General features: G+C 34.4%; 27 protein-coding genes and 1 riboswitch. Of the genes, 17 read left to right on the top strand and 10 right to left on the bottom strand.

The window, feature by feature from the left end; translation table 11 throughout:
* Window positions 1–150 precede the first annotated feature (150 nt).
* Window positions 151–873, top strand: a complete 723-nt coding sequence (locus tag AABL52_RS11035) for a YwiC-like family protein (RefSeq protein WP_341519373.1) — start codon at window positions 151–153, stop codon at window positions 871–873.
* A gap of 32 nt (window positions 874–905) precedes the next feature.
* Here the strand turns inward: AABL52_RS11035 and AABL52_RS11040 are convergent, their stop codons facing one another.
* Window positions 906–1,097, bottom strand: coding sequence for a hypothetical protein (locus tag AABL52_RS11040; RefSeq protein WP_000544998.1), 192 nt, complete (start codon window positions 1,095–1,097; stop codon window positions 906–908).
* 122 nt (window positions 1,098–1,219) lie between these two features.
* Window positions 1,220–1,318: riboswitch (SAM riboswitch) on the top strand.
* A 40-nt stretch (window positions 1,319–1,358) separates the two neighbouring features.
* Here AABL52_RS11040 and AABL52_RS11045 point away from each other — a divergent pair.
* From AABL52_RS11045 to AABL52_RS11060, 4 genes are all read left to right on the top strand, one after another.
* Entirely contained in the window at window positions 1,359–1,676 is a 318-nt protein-coding gene (locus AABL52_RS11045; protein WP_002096439.1) for a hypothetical protein, read from the top strand.
* A gap of 205 nt (window positions 1,677–1,881) precedes the next feature.
* A complete protein-coding gene (locus AABL52_RS11050) occupies window positions 1,882–2,319 on the top strand; it encodes an SWIM zinc finger family protein (RefSeq protein WP_341519374.1) in 438 nt (145 codons plus the stop codon).
* Between the two features lie 23 nt (window positions 2,320–2,342).
* Complete coding sequence (locus AABL52_RS11055) at window positions 2,343–2,918, top strand: NAD(P)H-dependent oxidoreductase (protein WP_341519375.1); 576 nt, start codon at window positions 2,343–2,345, stop codon at window positions 2,916–2,918.
* Window positions 2,915–3,268 carry a group-specific protein gene (locus AABL52_RS11060; RefSeq protein ID WP_341519376.1) on the top strand — a complete coding sequence of 118 codons (354 nt, stop codon included), beginning with the start codon at window positions 2,915–2,917 and terminating at the stop codon, window positions 3,266–3,268. Before AABL52_RS11055 ends, AABL52_RS11060 begins: the two co-directional genes overlap by 4 nt.
* A gap of 40 nt (window positions 3,269–3,308) precedes the next feature.
* Here AABL52_RS11060 and AABL52_RS11065 read toward each other — a convergent pair whose 3' ends face one another.
* Window positions 3,309–4,655, bottom strand: coding sequence for a short-chain fatty acid transporter (locus AABL52_RS11065; RefSeq protein ID WP_341519377.1), 1,347 nt, complete (start codon window positions 4,653–4,655; stop codon window positions 3,309–3,311).
* A 263-nt stretch (window positions 4,656–4,918) separates the two neighbouring features.
* Between AABL52_RS11065 and AABL52_RS11070 the strand changes: the two genes are divergently transcribed.
* Both AABL52_RS11070 and AABL52_RS11075 read left to right on the top strand, forming a co-directional pair.
* Entirely contained in the window at window positions 4,919–5,590 is a 672-nt protein-coding gene (locus AABL52_RS11070) for a hypothetical protein (RefSeq protein WP_341519378.1), read from the top strand.
* Window positions 5,591–5,632: 42 nt separating this feature from the next.
* Entirely contained in the window at window positions 5,633–6,067 is a 435-nt protein-coding gene (locus AABL52_RS11075; RefSeq protein ID WP_000242421.1) for a hypothetical protein, read from the top strand.
* Between the two features lie 92 nt (window positions 6,068–6,159).
* Here AABL52_RS11075 and AABL52_RS11080 read toward each other — a convergent pair whose 3' ends face one another.
* Entirely contained in the window at window positions 6,160–6,705 is a 546-nt protein-coding gene (locus AABL52_RS11080) for a transcriptional regulator (RefSeq protein WP_097843107.1), read from the bottom strand.
* A 119-nt stretch (window positions 6,706–6,824) separates the two neighbouring features.
* Between AABL52_RS11080 and AABL52_RS11085 the strand changes: the two genes are divergently transcribed.
* From AABL52_RS11085 to AABL52_RS11095, 3 genes are read left to right on the top strand one after another with little or no spacing between them, the layout of a single operon-like run.
* A complete protein-coding gene (locus AABL52_RS11085) occupies window positions 6,825–7,064 on the top strand; it encodes a PLD nuclease N-terminal domain-containing protein (RefSeq protein ID WP_001175974.1) in 240 nt (79 codons plus the stop codon).
* On the top strand, window positions 7,061–7,966 hold the full coding sequence (locus AABL52_RS11090) for an ABC transporter ATP-binding protein (protein ID WP_341519379.1): 906 nt from the start codon (window positions 7,061–7,063) through the stop codon (window positions 7,964–7,966). The genes AABL52_RS11085 and AABL52_RS11090 overlap by 4 nt, the downstream gene beginning before the upstream one ends.
* The gene (locus AABL52_RS11095) at window positions 7,963–8,751 is read left to right on the top strand and encodes an ABC transporter permease (RefSeq protein WP_341519380.1); all 789 of its coding nucleotides are present in this window, start codon (window positions 7,963–7,965) and stop codon (window positions 8,749–8,751) included. Before AABL52_RS11090 ends, AABL52_RS11095 begins: the two co-directional genes overlap by 4 nt.
* A gap of 54 nt (window positions 8,752–8,805) precedes the next feature.
* Here the strand turns inward: AABL52_RS11095 and AABL52_RS11100 are convergent, their stop codons facing one another.
* The 3 genes from AABL52_RS11100 to AABL52_RS11110 all read right to left on the bottom strand — a co-directional run bounded on the left by AABL52_RS11100 (window position 8,806) and on the right by AABL52_RS11110 (window position 11,797).
* Window positions 8,806–10,065, bottom strand: a complete 1,260-nt coding sequence (locus tag AABL52_RS11100; protein WP_340420501.1) for a serine hydrolase domain-containing protein — start codon at window positions 10,063–10,065, stop codon at window positions 8,806–8,808.
* 100 nt (window positions 10,066–10,165) lie between these two features.
* Entirely contained in the window at window positions 10,166–11,365 is a 1,200-nt protein-coding gene (locus AABL52_RS11105; protein WP_341519381.1) for an MFS transporter, read from the bottom strand.
* 15 nt (window positions 11,366–11,380) lie between these two features.
* Entirely contained in the window at window positions 11,381–11,797 is a 417-nt protein-coding gene (locus AABL52_RS11110) for a MarR family winged helix-turn-helix transcriptional regulator (RefSeq protein WP_063261470.1), read from the bottom strand.
* A gap of 174 nt (window positions 11,798–11,971) precedes the next feature.
* Between AABL52_RS11110 and AABL52_RS11115 the strand changes: the two genes are divergently transcribed.
* The 4 genes from AABL52_RS11115 to AABL52_RS11130 all read left to right on the top strand — a co-directional run bounded on the left by AABL52_RS11115 (window position 11,972) and on the right by AABL52_RS11130 (window position 14,676).
* Window positions 11,972–12,889: an alpha/beta fold hydrolase gene (locus AABL52_RS11115; RefSeq protein WP_340420500.1), complete on the top strand. Its 918-nt coding sequence runs from the start codon at window positions 11,972–11,974 to the stop codon at window positions 12,887–12,889.
* Between the two features lie 60 nt (window positions 12,890–12,949).
* Window positions 12,950–13,183 carry a hypothetical protein gene (locus tag AABL52_RS11120; protein WP_341519382.1) on the top strand — a complete coding sequence of 78 codons (234 nt, stop codon included), beginning with the start codon at window positions 12,950–12,952 and terminating at the stop codon, window positions 13,181–13,183.
* A 112-nt stretch (window positions 13,184–13,295) separates the two neighbouring features.
* Window positions 13,296–14,492 carry an MFS transporter gene (locus AABL52_RS11125; RefSeq protein WP_341519383.1) on the top strand — a complete coding sequence of 399 codons (1,197 nt, stop codon included), beginning with the start codon at window positions 13,296–13,298 and terminating at the stop codon, window positions 14,490–14,492.
* Entirely contained in the window at window positions 14,476–14,676 is a 201-nt protein-coding gene (locus AABL52_RS11130; protein ID WP_000166305.1) for an NETI motif-containing protein, read from the top strand. Before AABL52_RS11125 ends, AABL52_RS11130 begins: the two co-directional genes overlap by 17 nt.
* Before the next feature lie 104 nt (window positions 14,677–14,780).
* On the opposite strand, the gene AABL52_RS11135 is transcribed toward AABL52_RS11130, so the two are convergent.
* Entirely contained in the window at window positions 14,781–15,188 is a 408-nt protein-coding gene (locus AABL52_RS11135) for a DUF4279 domain-containing protein (RefSeq protein WP_341519384.1), read from the bottom strand.
* Window positions 15,189–15,562: 374 nt separating this feature from the next.
* On the opposite strand from AABL52_RS11135, the gene AABL52_RS11140 reads away from it, so the two are divergent.
* Window positions 15,563–16,021, top strand: coding sequence for a VOC family protein (locus tag AABL52_RS11140; protein ID WP_341519385.1), 459 nt, complete (start codon window positions 15,563–15,565; stop codon window positions 16,019–16,021).
* Between the two features lie 129 nt (window positions 16,022–16,150).
* Here AABL52_RS11140 and AABL52_RS11145 read toward each other — a convergent pair whose 3' ends face one another.
* A complete protein-coding gene (locus AABL52_RS11145; RefSeq protein WP_341519386.1) occupies window positions 16,151–17,251 on the bottom strand; it encodes an S-layer homology domain-containing protein in 1,101 nt (366 codons plus the stop codon).
* A 439-nt stretch (window positions 17,252–17,690) separates the two neighbouring features.
* Between AABL52_RS11145 and AABL52_RS11150 the strand changes: the two genes are divergently transcribed.
* Window positions 17,691–18,023 carry a DUF3895 domain-containing protein gene (locus tag AABL52_RS11150; protein ID WP_073515641.1) on the top strand — a complete coding sequence of 111 codons (333 nt, stop codon included), beginning with the start codon at window positions 17,691–17,693 and terminating at the stop codon, window positions 18,021–18,023.
* A gap of 97 nt (window positions 18,024–18,120) precedes the next feature.
* On the opposite strand, the gene AABL52_RS11155 is transcribed toward AABL52_RS11150, so the two are convergent.
* Window positions 18,121–18,828, bottom strand: a complete 708-nt coding sequence (locus AABL52_RS11155) for a DNA alkylation repair protein (protein WP_000346357.1) — start codon at window positions 18,826–18,828, stop codon at window positions 18,121–18,123.
* Between the two features lie 336 nt (window positions 18,829–19,164).
* Here AABL52_RS11155 and AABL52_RS11160 point away from each other — a divergent pair, with 336 nt between their 5' ends.
* Window positions 19,165–19,623, top strand: coding sequence for a hypothetical protein (locus AABL52_RS11160; RefSeq protein ID WP_341519387.1), 459 nt, complete (start codon window positions 19,165–19,167; stop codon window positions 19,621–19,623).
* Window positions 19,624–19,789: 166 nt separating this feature from the next.
* Here AABL52_RS11160 and AABL52_RS11165 read toward each other — a convergent pair whose 3' ends face one another.
* On the bottom strand, window positions 19,790–21,034 hold the full coding sequence (locus tag AABL52_RS11165; protein WP_120450523.1) for an MFS transporter: 1,245 nt from the start codon (window positions 21,032–21,034) through the stop codon (window positions 19,790–19,792).
* Window positions 21,035–21,045 lie beyond the last annotated feature (11 nt).

Here is a 21,045-nt window from a genome sequence, read left to right on the forward strand (position 1 = left end):
ACATATTCGTTTGCCTCTTTCATGCTTCTTACATATTGTAAGGAGCATTTTTTATTGTCAAAAAATCGATTCAATATACGTCGGCTATTATATAAAATTATTTGTATAATAGTATGTGAGAACTATTTTCAAAAGGGAGGTGTATAGTTAATGAAGTTAGTTATTCCGAAGCAACACGGTGCATGGGCCATGCTCGTTATACCATTTCTATTAAGTATCATACTTGGGAAACCTACTATGTATCATATTCCATTATTTTTAGCTTGGTTCTTTATCTATTTAGCTACGTATCCATTTCTTACGTACATAAAGCAAAGACGAAAAAAAGAGTATTTACATGCAGCAATTGTATATTTTATCGTCGCTTTCGTATTTGGGATGATTTCTCTATTATATGAATGGCGCATTCTTTTATTCGTAGCAGTAATGATTCCATTATTTATAGTAAATATGTATTACGCCCGTCAAAAGAATGAAAGAGCGTTACTAAATGACATTAGTGCGATTATTGTTTTTTGTATTGGTGGTTTAGTTAGTTATTATTTTTCAATGAAACTTATAGATAAAACAGCACTATTTATTGCGCTTATATCATTTTTATATTTTTTAGGAAGTACGTTTTATGTGAAAACGATGATACGTGAGAAAAATAACCCGAAGTATCGTTTTATATCATGGGGGTATCATATTCTATTAACAATCATCGTATTTGCTATCAATCCGTGGTGCTCTCTTATTTTTATACCGAGTGTCATTCGGGCAATTATGTTGTACGGTAAAAAGATTTCTATTATAAAAGTAGGTATTTTAGAAATTGCTAATTCTGTATATTTTTTAATTATAACGGTAATAATTATGAAGTATGCCATTTGAAAAAGCTTCCCACCTTATGATGGGAAGCTTTTTCAATCTTGTTCTAAAATGTGAACCGTGTAATCACAACGTTGAATAGCTTGTTCGATCGCATAAAGGGATTGTTCAATACGTGCGCGATTAAAATCTTTTTCCACAGTCTGTAGTGCTGCTTCTAAACAATGTTTTGCTTCTTGTAATGATTGAAATGAATCTTGTACATATCCGCGAGCATTTTCGTGCATTTCATAATCCTCCTTGCATATTCATATATGTATAGTATGAGCAGTAAAGAAGAAAATATTATTTGTTATATTTGTTTGACAATTAAAATGAAATTACGTATAGTAAGAATTAAGTGAATATTTTCTTATCCAGAGAGGTGGAGGGACTGGCCCGATGAAACCCAGCAACCGCGATGCAGGTGCTAATTCCAGCAGAACATATTTGTTCTGGGAGATAAGACGAAGATATATACGTAACTTCTTCTTATCGGAGAGGTTTTTTTGTTGCAAAAAAACCGATTACGAAAATTTATATTAAGAAGAAAGGGGTTGCGAAGTACTGTGACACTCGAAAAATACGTAAAACTGCGTAGTACAGTTTATGAATATATGATAGAGCAAGATAAGCCAATATCATTGTTAGATATTCAAGAACATATCGTTTCGCATCATGAAGGAAAATTCACGAAAAAGATGTTACATCAATTTTATTTATCAAGACTATTAGATGAACTGAAACTGGATGGGAAAATTACATTAGCTGATGAATATCTCTATACTGAAAAAGGGGTATTTTATAAGGCGGGAAAAGGGAGCTAGGCTCTCTTTTTTTTGAAGTATGTAGAGTAAAAGACTGCTTAAGCAGCCTGATACAAGGGAATGGTGTTGAGTGTGTAGTGTCAAAGATTGAATGTGCCTGAAAGAGGCACTTCATATCGGCTGCAAATGAAAAGAGACACCTCCGCCGAATAGGTGTCAGTCGTTTTGTCATATAGACTTGCTATTTGACAGTTATTAGAATAACATGCGCAGGTTTGGAAGTCAAAAGGGAATTAAAGGAAGAGGTGTTGTTATGTACGCTTACTTATTACATGATATAACGAAATGGATTCCTAAGTACATTATGGATAAAGGCTATGAATATTATGAAGAGGGACATGTAGAAGATGTTGAAATACAAGACAAGAAAATATTTGCTTTCGTTACTGGAAATGCAGGAAACTATGAAGTGATTATTGATCTTGAAGATTTTACAGAAAGTAGCTGCGAGTGTCCATATGAAAACTATTGTAAACATATGGCGGCAGTTGTTTATGATATTCAAGGCACTGGTGAAAGTACGGTAAAAGAGAAACTGAAAAATTTAGAAAAGGAAGAGTTACTTACAGTATTAAACCGTTTATTACAAAGCTCCAAAAACGTGCAAATTGTAGAGAAGATGTTAAAGAAGGGGAAACTTTAACTTATAGAGGGAGTTGTTTTGTAGTGAATGTACTAATTGTATACGCTCATCCCAGTCCTTCCAGTTTTAACGCGGCGATTTTAAAGCATGTGCAAAAAGGATTACAAGAAACAGATCATTCGGTTACGGTACTTGATTTATATAAAGAACAATTTGATCCAGTCCTTGTATTTAATGAAGAGAAGAAAAGACGTGATTTAGTAAATGAAGAAGAGACAGCTCGGTACAGAACGTTAGTGGAAGAAGCAGATACGCTTCTCTTTATATATCCGATATGGTGGTGGGGGATGCCTGCTATTTTAAAAGGGTTTATCGATCGCATTTTCGTTGCTGGATTTGCTTATAAATATGAAGGAGCCCTGCCGAAAGGATTATTGAAAGGGAAGAAAGCGTGGGTGATTAATACGTTAGATTCACCGTTATGGTACGTCGCACTACTATATAGATCAGCGGATTGGATTATGATGAAAAGAGGTGTGTTACGTTTTTGCGGCATTCGCGATATAAAACGATCTGTTTTTCAATCTGTGAAAACGAGTAAACGAGAGAAGCGGGAAAAGTGGTTATTACAAATAGAAGAAAAGGCTCGTACATTATGAATGAAATCGAACGTATAATAAAGTGTTGCAATTATGATAACGAACTTTTTCGTACATATATTAATTGCTTAGTCCAATTGAAGAACTGTAGTGAAATGTTTCAACAAATTCAAATACAATTAAGAAATGATTACTTAATAAGAGGGATTTGTGAAAGAGAAGTGGATGAGGTAGTAAAAGGAAGTAAAGAATATGATACATATTTTCTTCCTAAAGCATTACAGTGGAATTTCCTTAAAAACAATCCACATTTAATTGAAAAAGTATGTGAAGACTTTTTTGCATTTGAGGCGTTATATCTTACGGATATAAAGTGGGAGGTCGTAATAAATTGCGTGGGAAATAAGTGATTTATTATGTAAAAAAGCTAGTATAAAACTAGCTTTTCGTTTAAATAAATAGGAAACATAGACTGATGATAAATCCTGCATATAGTAAGTTAACAACGCAAAATCCCATAATATCACGAGCACCTAAACCAGCTATCGCTAATGCCGGTAATGCCCAGAATGGTTGAATCAAATTCGTCCAAGCATCGCCCCATGCAATTGCCATTGCTGTTTTTGCAGCAGGTACACCAAGTTCAGCGCCAGCTGGAATCATAATGGGTGCTTGCACAGCCCATTGACCGCCACCAGATGGAACGAAAATATTAACGATGCCAGCACTTAAAAAGGTAAAGAGCGGGAAAGTCGTTTCGTTTGAAATGCTAATAAAGAAATTAGAAATAGCTCCTCCAAGTGAAAGTCCTTCACTATTTGCTCCAATCATCATTCCCATAATTCCAGCATAAAACGGAAATTGAAGTAAAATGCCAGAAGCACTTTTCGTAGAGTCTGAAAAGGCACGAATATATTGAATCGGAGTGCGGTGAAAAATAAGTCCAGCAATTAATAACATAAAAATAACGATGTCTAGCGTAAGGTTAAAGCCTTTCGTATAAAAGTAATTGAAAATATAAATGAGACCTAACACTCCAACGCAAAGTGTAATAATGATACTATTTTCCATTTTTTCAGCGAATGTATTGTTTCCTACTTCTTGAGCGGTAGCTTCTTCATGAAATACGCTAGGATCTACCGTTATCGTATGTTTTTCATCTGGATGCATCGCTTTATTAATGAGAGGCATTGTAACGAGAAAAATAATAACTGGAACGAGTGCGTATGGTGAGAATAGCGTTTCTGTTATTGGAATGGCTTCTTTAATACTGCCAGCTGTCGTTTTAATTAACGTTTCTCCGCCAGTTGCTAACGTAAGAGGAATAGAAGCAGAAAGCCCCGCATGCCAAATGAGAAATCCAGAGTAAGAAGAAGCAATTGCAAGTCTATAATCTAATCCTTCAAGCTGCCTTGCCACTTCTTTTGCATATAAAACAGATACAACAATACCAAATCCCCAGTTTATGTATGCCCCTAGTAAACTTACGATTGAAATGGCAATAATACCTTGTCCATTCGTTTTCGGTAGTTTTGCCGCTTTCGTTAATCCTTTTTTAATAAGAGGCGCGTTTGCTAAAGCAGATCCTGTCACGAGTACAAGTGCCATTTGCATAGAAAAGGCGAGAAGTCCCCAAATTCCATTACCCCAATGATTAATCATTTCCACAGGTGTTTGGTGCGTTGCAAACATGCCGAAGAAGATAACAAAAACAGTTAATAAACATGATAAAATAAACGGCTCTGGCAAGAAACGTTGTACTAAGGCGACGCAACCATTTGTAAAAGAACGAAACAAAATAGATCAACCTCCTTATGTATATGTATTACAATTATTCGAGGTTGTTTTTGGGATTACCTTTAATATACTGAAAAATAAGATAATTATACAAGTAGAGAAAATAAGAGCAAGATTATTGCGAATGTACTACTATAGCATATATATGTTTAGTATTTACACCAAAAAACACAAAGGGAATTCAAAATAACTATTGATTTGAAATAATATCAGTTGTAAAATAGTAGTTAATATTCTTAATTTTAGAAAAAATAGGTGTTATAATGAACAAAACGAAATTGTTTATTGGATCTTCTTTAATGATTGCTATGTTAAGCACATCAGCTTTTCCAGCTTCTGCGGATTCCCTAGTTACAAATGATATTACTCAACAACAAAAACCAATTAATTTATTATTAAACGAGGAAATTCCTGGAGTTAAAATTATTGATATTACTAGGGAACAATATGTTAAAAACGTAGCAAAGAATGAAAATATCTCATATAAAGAAGCTGATAAACTTGTTTCTGCTAGAACTGTTCAAAGTTTAAGTAAAATAAACCCTACTGCTGCAGCTAGTAGTAATGTTGTTTGGAGGCAAGCTTCTTGGACACAAACTTATTCTGGAAATTCTAGTTTTAAAGCTGATTTAGAAGGTAGTTTTGAAATTTATTCTTCTGGATCTTTTAGACAAATTAATAGCTCTACTGTTGGTTCTTCTCTTTCTGCGGGTAAATATTCTGCTACTTGGGCACAAAGTAATTCTTGGAAGACAACGGCATATCCAACGATTAGTGTGACATTGGGAGTAACGGGTAAATTTTTTACAACAGTTAGTAATTCAGGTGGAGTAAGTGGTGGGATTGCAGGATTTTCAGTTAGTAGTACTAGTACTACTAGTGTTACGTACGTTTCAAATGGTATGACAATTCAAAGAGAATATAGTGTTTACTAATAGGTGGTAATAAATCGATGAAAAAAATGTGGAATAATCATATTGGTTTTGTTTTTTATTTTGAGTGCTTGTTCTAGTAAAAATAATACTACTTTTAAACAAGCAGATATTGAAAAGGGAATAGTGTATGAATTACTTTCTAAAAATACAAATACGAACACTGAAATATCTTATAAAATAAAAATGACGAATAATACCGATTATGTTATTGCGCAAAATAATGTTATGTTTTCATTTCCTAAATCCCCAACGAAATCTGGTCAAACAACTAATCCATTTAAAGTGTTAGCGAAAGGTAATAAATTAAATATTAAACCTGGGGATAGTGTTGTTTTGGAAGTATCATTTTCTCCTGATTTTTATTCTGAATTTAAAAATACAGAAGTGTCTAAAGCAAATCTGTATATAACGGGTTATATCGATAAATTAGCTGATGAAAATCATTTTGATTTTATTAAAAGTATTAATTTAGATTGAAAAAGTGAGCTATTTAACATGTTAGTGTTGAGTAGCTCACTTTTATTTAGAAGAATGCACTAAGTTAGACAGGCAAAATAGGGGTATGTAGTTTACGTTTCTGGAATAATTGTAATAGCGACAGTCCGAACCGGAGCCTCTGTTTCGTTTTCTTTATTTTGGCTATTATAGTACTTAATCATTAATTCGTTAAGTTCGTTTTGAAATTTTCCAAAGTGTTCATCATCTAGCTGGAATTCTACTACAGAAAAAGTAGCCTTATCTTCTTGGCTGTTTTGTTCTTCTAATTTCTTCAGGTAACTTTGATATTGTGTCATAAGTGATAACTGATAATAGGAAATGTAATTTAACTTTTCATCATCACATAATCCTTTCCACTCACTTCCTTCAATTTTTGCATCTTCTTCATTGATTGCGTAATATTTTTCAGAAACAGATTTTACCTTTTTTTCGTTAATTACATGGACGATACCAGAATCAACCATAGTTTGTAGCTGTCTATATAGAGTTGCTTGTGGTACATTTTTAATGATTTTTACCATTTCTAATGGTGTTAGTCCATCTTCCTTATTTCTCATTAATACTTGGCAAATTTTCATTCTTACTGGATGCATTAAGATTTCAACTTTATTACTCACTATATCACCTTATTCATTATTTATTCTCATTATAAATAATGAGAATAATGATTGCAATCCATCCGTTTTTATTTTATCATTATCAATAATGATAATGAGTTTAGAAAGGAATGATCAAAATGCAACTACATTATGGATGGAATGATCTTAAAGACATGGATATTATGGCGTTTCTCCCAATCTTATTGCCGGTTATTGTAGTCGGGGCACTTTTAGTTTCCATTGCATTAATTGATTTATACCGAAATAGAAAAACAAGAAAAAATGTACTTGTATGGACGCTAATTATTATCTTTGTTAACTTATTGGGACCTATTCTGTACTTTGTTATAGGGAGAAAGGACGGTGAGAAATTATGAAATTAGAGATTAGAAATGTAACAAAATCATTTAAAGGAAAAATTGCTGTCAATACTTTCTCGATGGAACTGCAATCAGGAGAATGTGTAGGGTTAATCGGACCAAATGGAGCAGGAAAATCTACATTAATAAAAGTGATTTCAGATATTATTAATCCAGATGTTGGTGAAGTGTTATTGAATGGGATAAAAATATCAAAAATGAAAAGGGAAATTGGCTACTTACCCCAATACCCTAATTTTTTTCATTGGATGACGGCGCGAGAAACTCTTATGTTTATGGGGCAACTTTCAGGGGTGAAAAAAGAAGTGTTGTCAAAGTCTATACCAGAAATTTTGGAGAAAGTTGGATTAAGTGGAGTAGAAGGTTCAAAGGTGAGTACCTTTTCTGGGGGAATGAAACAAAGACTCGGTATTGCACAAGCATTACTACATAAACCTTCGCTTATTGTCATGGATGAACCGGTATCTGCATTAGATCCAATAGGTAGAAGGGAAGTATTGAATTTAATTGAAGAAATAAAAAAAGATACGACGATTTTATTATCAACCCATATATTGAGTGATGCAGAAGAAATCTGTGAACGATTTGTCATGATTAAAGATGGAACAAAGATAGAAGATACAACAATTACTGAGCTTTTGCACTGCAATAGCGAAAATAAATTAATCATTGAAATTACAGCTAAAGATCGAGAGTGGATTGACGTTGTAAAAAATTTGCCTTATGTGAAGGACGTAGAAGTAATTGGGCTTAAAGTCAAAGTGAAGGTTGACAGCATTGAAATAAATAAAAATATGTTACTGCAAAATGCACTCGAACATAAAGTGGACATCGTTAAATTTGAAATGAGCAACGATACTTTAGAAGAAATTTTCTTGAAGTTGGTGGTGCAAAAATGAATAATCTAATGATATTAATAAAAAAAGAATGTGTTCAAATGTTACGTGATTTTAAGGTAATTTGGCTACCAATTGTTTTTATATTTTTAGGGGCAACACAGCCAATAGTAACGCATTACTTGCCATCCATTTTGGGGGCATTAGGTGGAGGACAGGGAATTACCATCGATCCGAGTATGGCAGCACAACAAGGAGGCGAAGTACTAGCGAGTACTTTGGGGTCTCAGTTTGACCAGCTTGGACTTATGATTCTAGTAATCTCTATGATGGGTGCCATTCAAGCAGATAAAGCTAACGGTATGTTAGCCTTTATTTTAACAAGACCTGTTACGGTTACTTCATATATAGCTGGGAAAATAGTATCAAATTATATAATGGTAGCGTTTAGTGTAATGATTGGGTACTTTATCTCTTATCTATATATAAACTATCTTTTTACTGCTGTTCCGTTTTCGCACATGATTACTGGATTACTATTTTATTTAATTTGGGTTCTTTTTATCGTATCTTTCACAACAATGATAAGTACTATTTTTCACAGTCAAGGTATTATTGCGCTAATTTCAATTGTTTTTCTTTTAGTTTGTAGAATAATCGTCGGTTTGAGTCTAATAATAGATCAAGTTAATCCAGCTAGTATGAGTAAACATGCAATGGAAACGTTAGTCACGGGGGTAGTAAATTCAAATGCAATAATTACTGGATTACTAACTATAGTTTGGATTTTATTGACACTTTTCGTAACGTATTATTGGATTGCTAATAAAAAATTTAATTATGAATAACTTTGATAAGGGTAGTGGCTTCAAATAAAACACCCCAACAAGAAAAAGCTTCCACTACTGTGGAAGCTTCTCTAAATGATGTGCAATATCAATATACATATTTGAGTAAACTGAATGGATTTCATTACTTGGTGTAGCGTTAGAAGAGAAGTGGACAATGACCATATTTGCTTTCGGATCGATGTAAAGTGTTTGTCCGTAACTACCTAACACTTCAAAAGCATCTTGGTCATTGTGCGGAATCCACCATTGATTATGATAAGAAATGGAAGCCCCAGGGCCAACTGCAAGTTCACCTTCTTGGACATTTTGTATATCTTCAGTAATAGAAGAAGGGAGAATTTGTTTTCCATTATATTCCCCGTTGTTTAATAGTAATTGCCCGAATCTACCCATATCTCTAGCAGTTGCATTTAAACCAGCGCTAGCTTGTTCTACTTTTGTTTCATCTGTAACGTAATACGCGTTTTCTTCCATACCAATTTGAGACCATATGCGCTCGCTAACATTATCCGCTAATGATTTACCCGTGATCGTTCGAATCACCCAAGCGAGTGTTTCAGCTGATCCGTTATCGTAAGAAAAATCGGAACCAGGCGGTGCTGTTTCTTCTGCTTCTCGTAACATATCATAAATCTTCATTGGACCTTCGTAGTTTTTGCCCCGAGGTAAAATATTGCTCGCTAAATATAGTTGTGCATCTTGATTTTCTAACGCTGGATGTTCATATCCGTGAGTAGGGTATTCTACAGAAACTTGCATATCCAATAATTGCTGAAGTGTGGCATTACCGAACGGTGTGTTTTTTAATTCTTTTATATATGTGTCAGCTGTTTTTTCTAAGTCAATACGGTTTTCTTCAGCGAGAGATTGTATAATTGCCCCGGTAAAGACCTTCGCTAATGACGCCATGCCATGAGGTTCGCTCTCGTTATATCCATTGAAATATCGTTCGTATACAAGTTGTCCATTGTGTACAACGACAAAAGCATCCGTTTTATTATCGTCTAAAAGTTTTTTTAGAGGAGTTGTATTCCCAAATCTACGCTCCACAGCAAAATCATCTAAGTTTTGCAATGCGGTAGAGAAGTGGGATACTTGATCCGGGTTATTTTTCACCTCGTTAATTAAAGTGAATTCTTTCATATGTGTATACGACCAACGTAAGTAAGGATCATCTAACCAATTTTTCTTCGTCACGTTATTTTTCGATGGGATTGTTTTATTATGTTTGAAGTATGTAAAACCGAGCCCTGTAATTACAAATATAAATGTGATTATGAGTAAGAGTAGGGGAGATTTTTTAAGTTTCATATCGGTCCCTCCTTTTTATTTCTACTATTAGTATACGCGTCTATTGAAAGAAATACAAAATAAGGAAAGTAAACGGGGAAGTTTACTTTCCTTATTCATGTTAAGCGGAAACTTTTCCGTCTGTATGTTGTTTCTTGAATTTTTGTTTTCGTCCGTGTAATCCATAATAGAGAAGTAAAGTGAATGCAACGATAATAGCTGCGATGAAATACATATTATGGTAACTTGATTTCGCTGCGACGATACCTAAAATGAAAGAACCAAAACCGAGACCACTATCAAAGAATGAGAAGTACGTAGCTGTCGCAGAACCACGTCGATGGTTTGCAGCGGCAGAGATCGCAATCGTTTGGAAACTTGGAATTAATGTTCCGTAACCTAAACCGATTAACATACCTGCACCAAGGAACCAAAACGGAGTTTGCGCTTGGCTTAAAATGAACATCCCAATTGTGAAAATAATTATAGCTGGGTAAACAAGTACATTTTCACCGAAGCGATCGAAAATCTTTCCTGTAAATGGACGAGAAATTACAACAACGAGTGCGTATAAAATAAAGAAGTAACTAGCAACTTCTCCTAAACCGAGCTCTTTCGCATAAATAGGAATAAAGGATAAAATACCACTATAAGAAAAGGCTAAAACAAATCCTGTCAGAGCGATCGGAATAGAAGCTGGTTCAATTAAGTCCTTCCATTTCATTTTTTCTCGTTTTTGTTTGCTCACTGGTACTTCATGCGGAATATTTACAAGTAGTCCTAATAAAAATGCAAGCAATGAAAATACGGAACAAACGATAAATAGTACAGTAAATGAAAAATGAGAAATAATTGTTAAACCTAAAAAAGGACCAATTACCATCGGCAAACTCATAAATACGCCGAAATAGGCAAGTGCTTCGCCTCGTCTATGAGCTGGTGCAACATCAGTTACAATTGTTCCTGTGGCTGTTGTTGCCATACCGAACCCAATACCATGTAAGAAGCGAAGGGCAAGTAATAAAAATAAACTTTGCGCACCGAAATACATAACGGTAGCAGCTAAAAATAATGAAAGTGAAACAAATAATATTTTCTTTCTCCCTAATTCATCAAGCCATTTTCCTGTAAATGGTCTACATAAAACAGATGAAATAAGAAAAACAGTTGCAACTAAACCAATTTCCTCAGGTTTTCCTTTTAGGCCGTCTATTACATAGATAGGTAAAGTAGTCATAAGCATATAGAATGTTAAGAATAGAAATAGACTACTAAAACAAGTTCCGAGGAAATCCTTCGTCCAAAGTTTCTCACTTTGCATCGTCATCCCTCCAATTTAATCTAAGTTTTTAATGATTTGTTGTAACACTTGAAATGCTTGGTGTAACTCATCTTCGTTAATACCTTCAAGTGTCTTTTCTTCAAAAGTATCAACTTCTTCTTGCCATTTCGGAATCATTTTTATCGCTGTTTCTGATAAAGAAATGAGCTTCTCACGGCGATCTTTTCCTTCAGTACGAATAATCCAACCCATTGTCTCCATACGTGTTAACGTACGAGTCATCGTTGGTGATTCAACATTTAAATACTGACATAATTCTGTTTGCGTACAAGAACCGGTTTGATTAATGCGAAAAATAACGGCCCATTGTGCACTAAATAGCCCAGTTGGAGATACGCGTTCATTAAATTTCTTTGTGAATTTTCGAGAAGTCTGGCTGACAATGTGAAAAAAATGTTGTTTTTCGTCCATATAGTTAGATCCTTTCAAATTAGTTACCTAGCTAACTATATACTTTTTTATTATAATTGTCTAGTAATAGACATGTTGATTTATGTAAAAATTTCGTATAGGTTTTAAGTTGAGAACATACATTCTGCGTGTTATTCTTTAAGTAAGTAAAGAATTTTCTTTCTATTAAAAAGAATGGGGGAACTTGTGATGATTAAGCCTGCAACAATGGAGTTTGTTTCACTATCGAACGGAGAAACGATTGCGTATCAGGAAGTTGGAAGGCAAAATACAGAAATTCTTGTACTCATTCACGGGAACATGACATCGTCACAACACTGGGATTTAGTTATTGAAAAGCTGCAAGATCAATACCATATTTACGCTCTTGATTTAAGAGGTTTTGGCCAATCAACATATAATCAATCGATAGATTCATTACAAGACTTTGCAGAAGATGTAAAACTATTCATCGATCAATTAAAACTAGAAAAATTTTCATTAATGGGCTGGTCAATGGGCGGTGGTGTTGCGATGCAATTTACAGCAAATCATCCAATATTTGTCGAAAAGTTAATTTTAGTAGAATCAGTAGGCATGAAGGGATATCCAATTTTTAAAAAAGATATTAACGGGCAACCGATTGTATCAAGTTTAGTAAAGACGAAAGAAGAGATCGCACAAGATCCCGTACAAATTGCTCCAGTGCTAGATGCGATAAAAAATATGAATAAATTATATTACCGTACAGTATGGAATCTATTAATATATACACATAATCAACCTGAACCGGATCGTTATGAAAAGTATTTAGACGATATGTTAACGCAGCGTAATTTCGTAGATGTAAATTATGCGCTCATTACATTTAATATTTCGGATGAACATAACGGGGTTGTAGAGGGAAATAAGCAAATTCATCATATTAAAGCTCCAACACTCGTCATACAAGGTGACAGAGATTATGTCGTACCGCAAGTAGTCGGTGAGGAATTAGCAAAACATTTACCGAATGCAGAGTTGAAAGTGTTAGAGGATTGCGGTCATTCGCCGTTTATTGATTGTTTAGGTGTATTTATAAAACATGTAGAGGATTGGTTAGAAGAGAAATAATCCCCGAAATGATAAGTATTGCATATACTATAACATTGTAGGTAAAAGGGGAGATTATCAATGCATCATCCGTTCTTAATTGCGCATTCGCCATATAATCATCACTTATATACAAAAATAATGATCGATCCGCTGTATATGCAAGTTTCACCAGCTGTAGTTCCTTTACAAATGGAATACCCGCAGCCACCAATTGCTCATGCACAGCAATACGTGTATGAAACTGCTTTCTATAAACATCCATATTTCAAGCAATTCCATAACAATGTGAAAGCACAAGTTTGGGAAGGATAAGAAGCTAAAAGAATCATTCTTTTAGCTTCTTTTTTATTGGTAATATTCGTACACGCATTTGAAGAAACAGTTTATAATGAAAGGTGGATAGCGTGAGAAGGAGAGGGAAAGGATGTCAATGCGTTTTACGTTTTGGATTATGGTTGGGATTGTAGCAATCTCAGGTTTATCACAAGGGATGCTCTTACCGGCTATTGCAATGATTTTTGAACAAGAAGGGGTTAGTTCAAGTATTAACGGTATTCATGCGACGGCATTATACATTGGGATATTAGTGATTTCCCCGTTTCTTGAAAAACCGATGCAAAAGTTTGGAATGAAGCCAATTATCGTTATTGGTGGGTTTCTCGTTATTATTTCATTATTCTTTTTTACACAAACTTTTTCATTCTGGGTATGGTTTATCCTTAGATTTCTAGTTGGAGTTGGAGATCATATGCTTCATGTCGGAACTCAAACATGGATTACGACAACAGCAGACCCAAGTAAAATAGGGAGACAAGTATCGATATACGGTGTATTCTTCGGAATTGGTTTTGCCGTTGGTCCGTATTTAGCAAGCACTGTGCAGTACGGTCTTGCGACACCATTTATTATATCCACTATACTGTGCTTAATAGGTTGGCTATTATTACTGCCAACGAAAAATGCATTCCCGGCGCAAGATGAAAGAGAAGTGAAGCGTGAGTCATCATTTTCTCGTTATAAACAAGTTGTTGGATTAGGATGGATTGCACTGCTGGGACCACTTGCATATGGCGTACTGGAAGCAATGTTAAACAGTAACTTACCAGTATACGCGCTTCGAAAAGGATGGTCTGTTTCAGAAGTATCCTTCTTATTACCAGCGTTTGCAGTTGGGGGCATTATTACACAAATCCCGCTCGGTATATTGAGTGATAAATACGGAAGAGATCGTATTTTAACGTGGACGTTCAGCGTAAGTACGGGTATTTTCCTATTTGCAGCAGTATTTGATCAATATTACTGGATCGTCTTTGCCTGTATGCTGTTAGCTGGTATGGTCATTGGATCGTGCTTCTCATTAGGTCTTGGATTTATGACAGATTTATTACCGAGACATTTACTCCCAGCGGGTAATATATTATCTGGAATCGCATTCAGTTTAGGAAGTATTATGGGACCTGTATTAGGAGGCGTATTTATAGAAAAAATACAGTATACAAGCTTTTTTATTGCAGTTATGATTATAATAGGAATTCTCGCAATGGTATATATGATCTACATGAAGAATCAATTCGCATCAAGAAAAATAGAAAGTAGGTTAGGGCATGACAAAACAACCTAATAAAAAGAAATTTGAAGTACTCGAAAACGAAACAATTACAGACTGCTTAGCACGTATGGAACAAGAAGGCTACGCACCATCACGTCGCATGGAAGAGCCAATCTTTCATGAAGTGAAGAAAAATGGCAAAACAGAAGTTGAACCGTGCGGTAGGAAAATTGTTTTTGAGGGGAAATTGAAGTAAGAAGTAATATAAAAAGAAATTGCTTTTGGGTACAAGCAAGATAAAACATATATTCACATAAGAAAACGCTGTTGATTTCAATATCAATAGCGTTTTTATTTATATTAAATATATAGATCAAAATGAATTTCTGCTTGAATGGAACAAGCAAAATTAATAATCTCTTTTTGTAAATACATTGCGGGTGATTCGTTATTCTCCACTTGAATCACTATCATAAAAAGAAATTCTAAACTATATTTTTTCTTGAGATGTTTTAATTGTTCTGTTTTTCCTTCAAGGGATTTTAGAATAATATGCAACTGATTATTTATATCGTAGGACTCTTGGTATCCAGTGCTGAAAGTCCAATCCGTTTCTTTTCTATATAGGGTTTTGGTGGATACAAGATTCGGATTATCACGTCTTGCAACAACATCACCTTTTTTATAAGTTCTTGTAGGCTCAATATTTAGGGCGTCAGTAATTGCTTCAACAGGGAATATATCACCCGTTGCACTAAAATAAGCCATAACGTTGGTTTTATCCAGAATGGTTCCTCCTCTATTATTAAGATGTTAATCTTATTACATTATAAAAATTTATGAATGTAAATAGAATTTTTATCCTGCTATTTGTGGGCAGTAAAACTTCTAATGGGAGGAAAGTAGGTGAGAGCCAGTTGTCCATAAAGGCATGATTAGTGTGGGGGGAATAAAACTTCACCAGTTTCATTGAATTGAATTCCGGACTGGGACATGAATGAGAAAGCTGGACGACGTATACTTATACCTTTGTAGGAAAGAAAAATTATACAAAAGTAGGATGCTTAAAAATATGTTTATTTGTATGATAAAAACAAAATATACTTTGAAAAATTAGAATGTAGAGGAGGGGGAAATATATAATGATACAAAGCATATATGAAACTCATTTGCATGTAAGAAATTTAGAAAAGGCGATAGATTTCTATCAAAATAAGTTAGGATTAACAGTAGCAAAAAAACTATTGAAAAGACGAGTTGCGTTCTTTTGGATAGGAGAAAATAAAAAACAAATGCTCGGATTATGGGAAGTACATACGAATGAAGAGTTTGAGACGAAACACTTCGCTTTTCGTGTAGATTTAAAGTTTTTAAAGACTTCAAAATTATGGTTAGAGAAGCGTGGAATAGAGGTAGTAGGAAGTCAGGGGAAAGGAAATCAAGAGCCGATTGTCCAAAGGTGGATGCCAGCTGCAAGTGTATATTTTCTAGATTGTGATGGAAATAAATTAGAGTTTATTTCTATGTTATATGATGATCCAGATGAATTAGAATATGCAACGTATTTAAGTGAATGGGAAGCGGAGCACCAAGAAAAATAAATTTTAATCAGTAGGAGTTTTATAGCTTTGGATTTTGTTAAATAGATAGGGGAAAATAAAATCCCTCAAGAAAAGGCATGTTCTTGAAGGATTTTTTATGCTTTATATATTTATATTGTTTGCAACTTATTAATTATATTCATGATTAGATATTTCAGCGCGTTGAATATAACCATCAGAGAAGCTGAAATAAAGATAATAGCTTCCTCGATTATATATAAAGCCTTCGCTAGTCATATCCCCTCCGATTTCATCGGGTTCACCAAACCACTCTTTTAATTCATTGATAGTTATATCCATTTTTACCCATATATGTCTTGCGTCCGAAGGGTACATGTCAATATTATAATCGCCGTATACCGCTATGTTAGGTGCATCACATTCTGTACATGGTGCTTGCTTCCAAACATCAGGCACTCCAAATTCATTTTTCACATCAGATATATCTTTACCCAATACACCTAATTTAAATGGACCAAACGTCCCATTCTGTAAAGCTGTTGTTAACATCTGTTTCATTTCTTCTTTTGTATTAATGTTGAAATTATAATCTCTGTTTTTTGCTATGGCATTATAGAAAAATTGTGCATACTGCTCACGCTTCACAATCATGTTACCGTTAAAATTACCTAATTCGTCACCTTGTGCTATACGGTTACTACGCACTGCATTTACAGATTCATAGGCCCAATGACCTTTTGGTACGTCTTTAAATTTTCCTTGTTCTTTTGATTGTAAATGAAATGCTTTTTGTAATATTACTGCCATCTCATACCGAGTTAATACATCATCTGGACGAAATGTTCCTGTTCCATCACCTTTCATAATGCCAGCTTGCGCAATGGCTTTAATATCTTTTTCAAACATATGATTTGTAATGTCACTGAACATATTTCCCTGTTGATCGTCTGCTATTAAACCTAAATGTCGATTGACTAAAGAAGCTACCTGTCCTCTAGTAACATTGTCCCCAAAACCAAATTTCCCATTTCCATATCCCTTATAAATCCCTGCTGATGCTAAGTAATCGATAGCAACTTTTGACCAGTGGTCCTTTGGTACATCTGTAAATACAGTGTCATTATTGCTAACTACCGTATAGCTTTTTTCATTAACGTTTGTTTTCGTAGTTGTTTCTGCATTTACTGTGCCTACCATCGTTGTAGTTGCTAGTGCTGCGGTTAGTACGAAGCCTAAAAACTTTTTAACTTTACTTGTTTTTCTGCCCATTTGTGAACCCCCTTGTTATATGAAACGAATTGAATAACCTAAACATTTAATATAATTTAATGTTTACATCGTGATTATAACATGTAATTAATGATTGTTTACCATAAATTTCTATGGAATAAATAACTATTTTACTAATCTGCATGCAACTTAATCTCACTATCTGTAAATATTCATCTCTATTTAAAAAATGGTATTTATAAATCCATTCAACAAAATCATTTAAATTCCTTTTCGCTATTTGTGAACAGTAAAACGCTCCTTTTTTCAATCTACGATAGAAGATAGAACATGTATTTGGTATAATCAAAACATACTATATGAAACGATGTACATGAGTTTGATATTTATGTAATAAGGTAAGTACTACATAACAATAACTATGCTATAGGATTCAGTTCATGTTATACAAATTAATCGTTAGAAAGGAAAAGGAGTAATGAATCAAATTTCATTTGAAGATTTATTTGAAGAAGAAAACGAAAAAGAAAAAGTGGAGGTAGCTGAAATACCAGTACCTTTATCGCCATTGCAAAAAGATATATTGGAATTAATGGATTCTGAAGAAATAAGTGCACTTGAGCTATGTGAACAATTAATACGAGCTGGAAAAATATCAGATGAAAGATTCACAACGAATAAGCCGAAAGCATATGGAGAAGTATGCTTACTATTAGAAGGTTTTGTTAAAGAAGGAAAGCTTATTTTTGTTAAAAGTGATGAGAAAAGAGATAGGGTTTATAAATTGAATGAAGAAATGTTTAACGCATAAGGTGTACAAGAAGGGATGAATAATTTCCAGGGGAGTTCATTCGTTTTTCTCGTCAAAAAGGTGTCAATCTAAGCAAGATTGACACCTTTTTGATCATTTAACATCTAACATACTTACGTTTGAAACCAAGTCTTCCTCTATCAAGTTCTTTCTGAATACTTTCTGTAGCATTTAGCAAACTGTTCTTTTTATTTTCACGTTTTATTTCAACTATACCAACCTCTTTTGCGATTTCGACTGCTTTTTCATGTAGTGGTACATATGAAATTGCTACCGTGTTTAGGAAATTATTCATAGCGGATTTTGTTCGTTCTGGCGAATCATGGATTGTATTTTTCACCATTTCAAGCATAGCGGCAATTTTGCTTTCGGCAAATTCGTTGTCTTTGCGATTTCCTAAAAGCCAACAGTAGCAACTCCAGCCTGCAGACATTCTAAGCTCGTCCCCACTTGCAATCCATGTATCAGCAACATCTTGTGCAATATTTGATTCGGATAAAGTTACTGCTACTACATAATCGGACAACATATAAAAATACGCTCCGTCTATCCAGCGATCAAAATCAGACTCATTCATAGCTTTTGGATCGGCAATAATGCCTGCAAAGTACATAGCATCGTAGTTGCCTGTGGCATAAAGTTCTTCAGCTAATTCTTGATTTATTTTTATTTTTTTCGCGATTGGTTTCATAGCACCTGTAGCTACGCCGAAAACTGGCTCGTGCGCACCGTTAGATATGTATATTTTTTTCGTTCTTTCTTTACCAAGGACCTCAAGCTCTTGCATAACTGTTTTAAAATCCAAAGCTGTGCACTTCCTTTCTTAATGTAAAGACCATTTTAATTGTGAGCATCTAGCCTATATTTTTTAGCATGTCTTCCATACTTCTCAATTTTAAGTCTTATGTGGGTAGGATGTCTACTTTGTGTCATTTATCAATAATTCAGTTAGTTATTTATTATTGTGAATATACAACATGAAGATAAAAAGGGGGAGAGAAACAATACGGATGTATGGCTCTCCGCATAGTGAGGGAATGTAAATAATGCTTTCTCTTTGGCGTTTTTGCTGTAGTATCATGTTATCCTTTAATAAAGTAATAAATGGAGTTTTACATTGAATATGTGAGGTCGATTCTAAATGATAAAGAAATTTACTAGAGTGGTACTAACTACGGTGATGCCAATCAGTTTAATTGTGGGTTGTGGGAACGATGAAAAAACTAAAGCACAAGAGACGAAAGCGGTACAATCTGAGAAAAAGGACTATATGGATTACTCATATGGTAGCAAAGGTATATTAGTAAGTGGCAAAGCGAAAGAACGTCAACAATACGAGGTTGGATTTATAGATGACAACAAGTTAATAGGGATTGATGAAAATATTGAGGACTGTATTATTTTAGATAATAAAGATGAAGCAGGTTACATTTGGAAACAAATAGAGCGTGGATCCATTATTGAAGTGCAATATGGTAAGGATCGCAATGATATTGTAGGCGTACAATTAGTAGGAGATCGTGAGTCATACGAAATTAGTGATAAGTTTGATCGAAATACGATAAATGAGATCGTCGAAAATGTTAAAGGGAGTTTGTAATAGATGTATTTCGCTAGTATAGAATCTATTATCATGAAATAGCGAATCGTATACATAATAGTTTGAAATCAACGGCATTTTTCATATGAAAATGCCGTTGATTTGTGTTGAAAAGTAAATGCGATTTTATAGTCTTGTAGAAAAACACGTATTAAATATAAATAAATTATTCCTCTTTCAGCTGTGATGATCGCCGTGAAGTTATTATCCAAAATATAAGAGCACAAGCACTAACAGATACACCTAATATACATACTCCATCCCAACCATATTTTGCATACGTATTTGTTGAAAGAATTGCACCTATTGCACTACCGATAGAATAAAAAATCATGTAACTGGCAGTGAGTCGACTTCTTGCTTCGGGACGCACTGTGAACAGCATACTTTGATTGGTGACATGTACAGCTTGCACGGCTAAATCTAGAAGGATAATGCCGAAAACTAGTAATAATAGAGAGTGGTTAATAGATTTAATTAGGAGCCATGAGAGTATTAATAATGATAAGGCTATGCCAGTTGTTCTTTGTCCTAATCCTTTATCAGCTAATTGTCCAGCTTTAGTAGCAGCTAATGCACCCGCCACTCCAGCAAGACCGAACGCACCAATAGCTGTATGCGAAAGGTTATGTGGTGTAGCACTTAGAGGCAATACTAAAGAAGTCCATAAAATACTGAATGAAGTGAAAATAAGCAATGCTAATATTCCGCGAATGCGTAAGAGTCGTTCTTCCACAAATAATAAGAGAACAGAGTATATTAATTTTCGGTAAGGCATAGTTGTCACTTTTTTATGTTCAAGAGTAGGTAAATTTCGGTGCAACAAAACAGTTACGAAGAGTAAAAGAATAGCAGAGGTGAGATAAACAGATCGCCATCCAGCTAAATCTGTTAATGTGCCTGCAAATGTACGAGCAAGGAGAATGCCTATCACAACGCCACTTGTAACGAAACCTACTATGCGTCCACGTTCTGATGGTTTAGCTAAAATTGATGCATATGCGACGAGTGTTTGCGTAACAGTTGCAAGAATTCCTACTAAGGCCATACCTATAAAAAGTACGATGGTTGAGGGAGCGACTCCAATTATAATTAAAGCAATAACGGATAAAAGCATTTGAGCAATAATAAGTTTCTTTTGGTTTAATAAGTCACCGAGTGGAACTAATAAAAGTAATCCGATTGCATAACAAATTTGAGTAATAGTAATCACAATACCGATAGTTGAATGACTAATCTTAAATTCATTTGATAAAGAATCAAGTAGTGGATGGGCGAAGTATATATTTGCTACAGCCATCCCACAAGCTATTGCAAATAATAGAGTCATATAACGAGACATTGCTGCATGAACAGGTGAATGTATCTGAGTATGTTTTCGAATGGTCATCATTTTTTCTTTACTATTCATAAAATCAGCTC

The organism is Bacillus paramobilis, from assembly GCF_038096195.1.
GTDB classification, from domain to species: Bacteria; Bacillota; Bacilli; order Bacillales; family Bacillaceae_G; genus Bacillus_A; species Bacillus_A mobilis.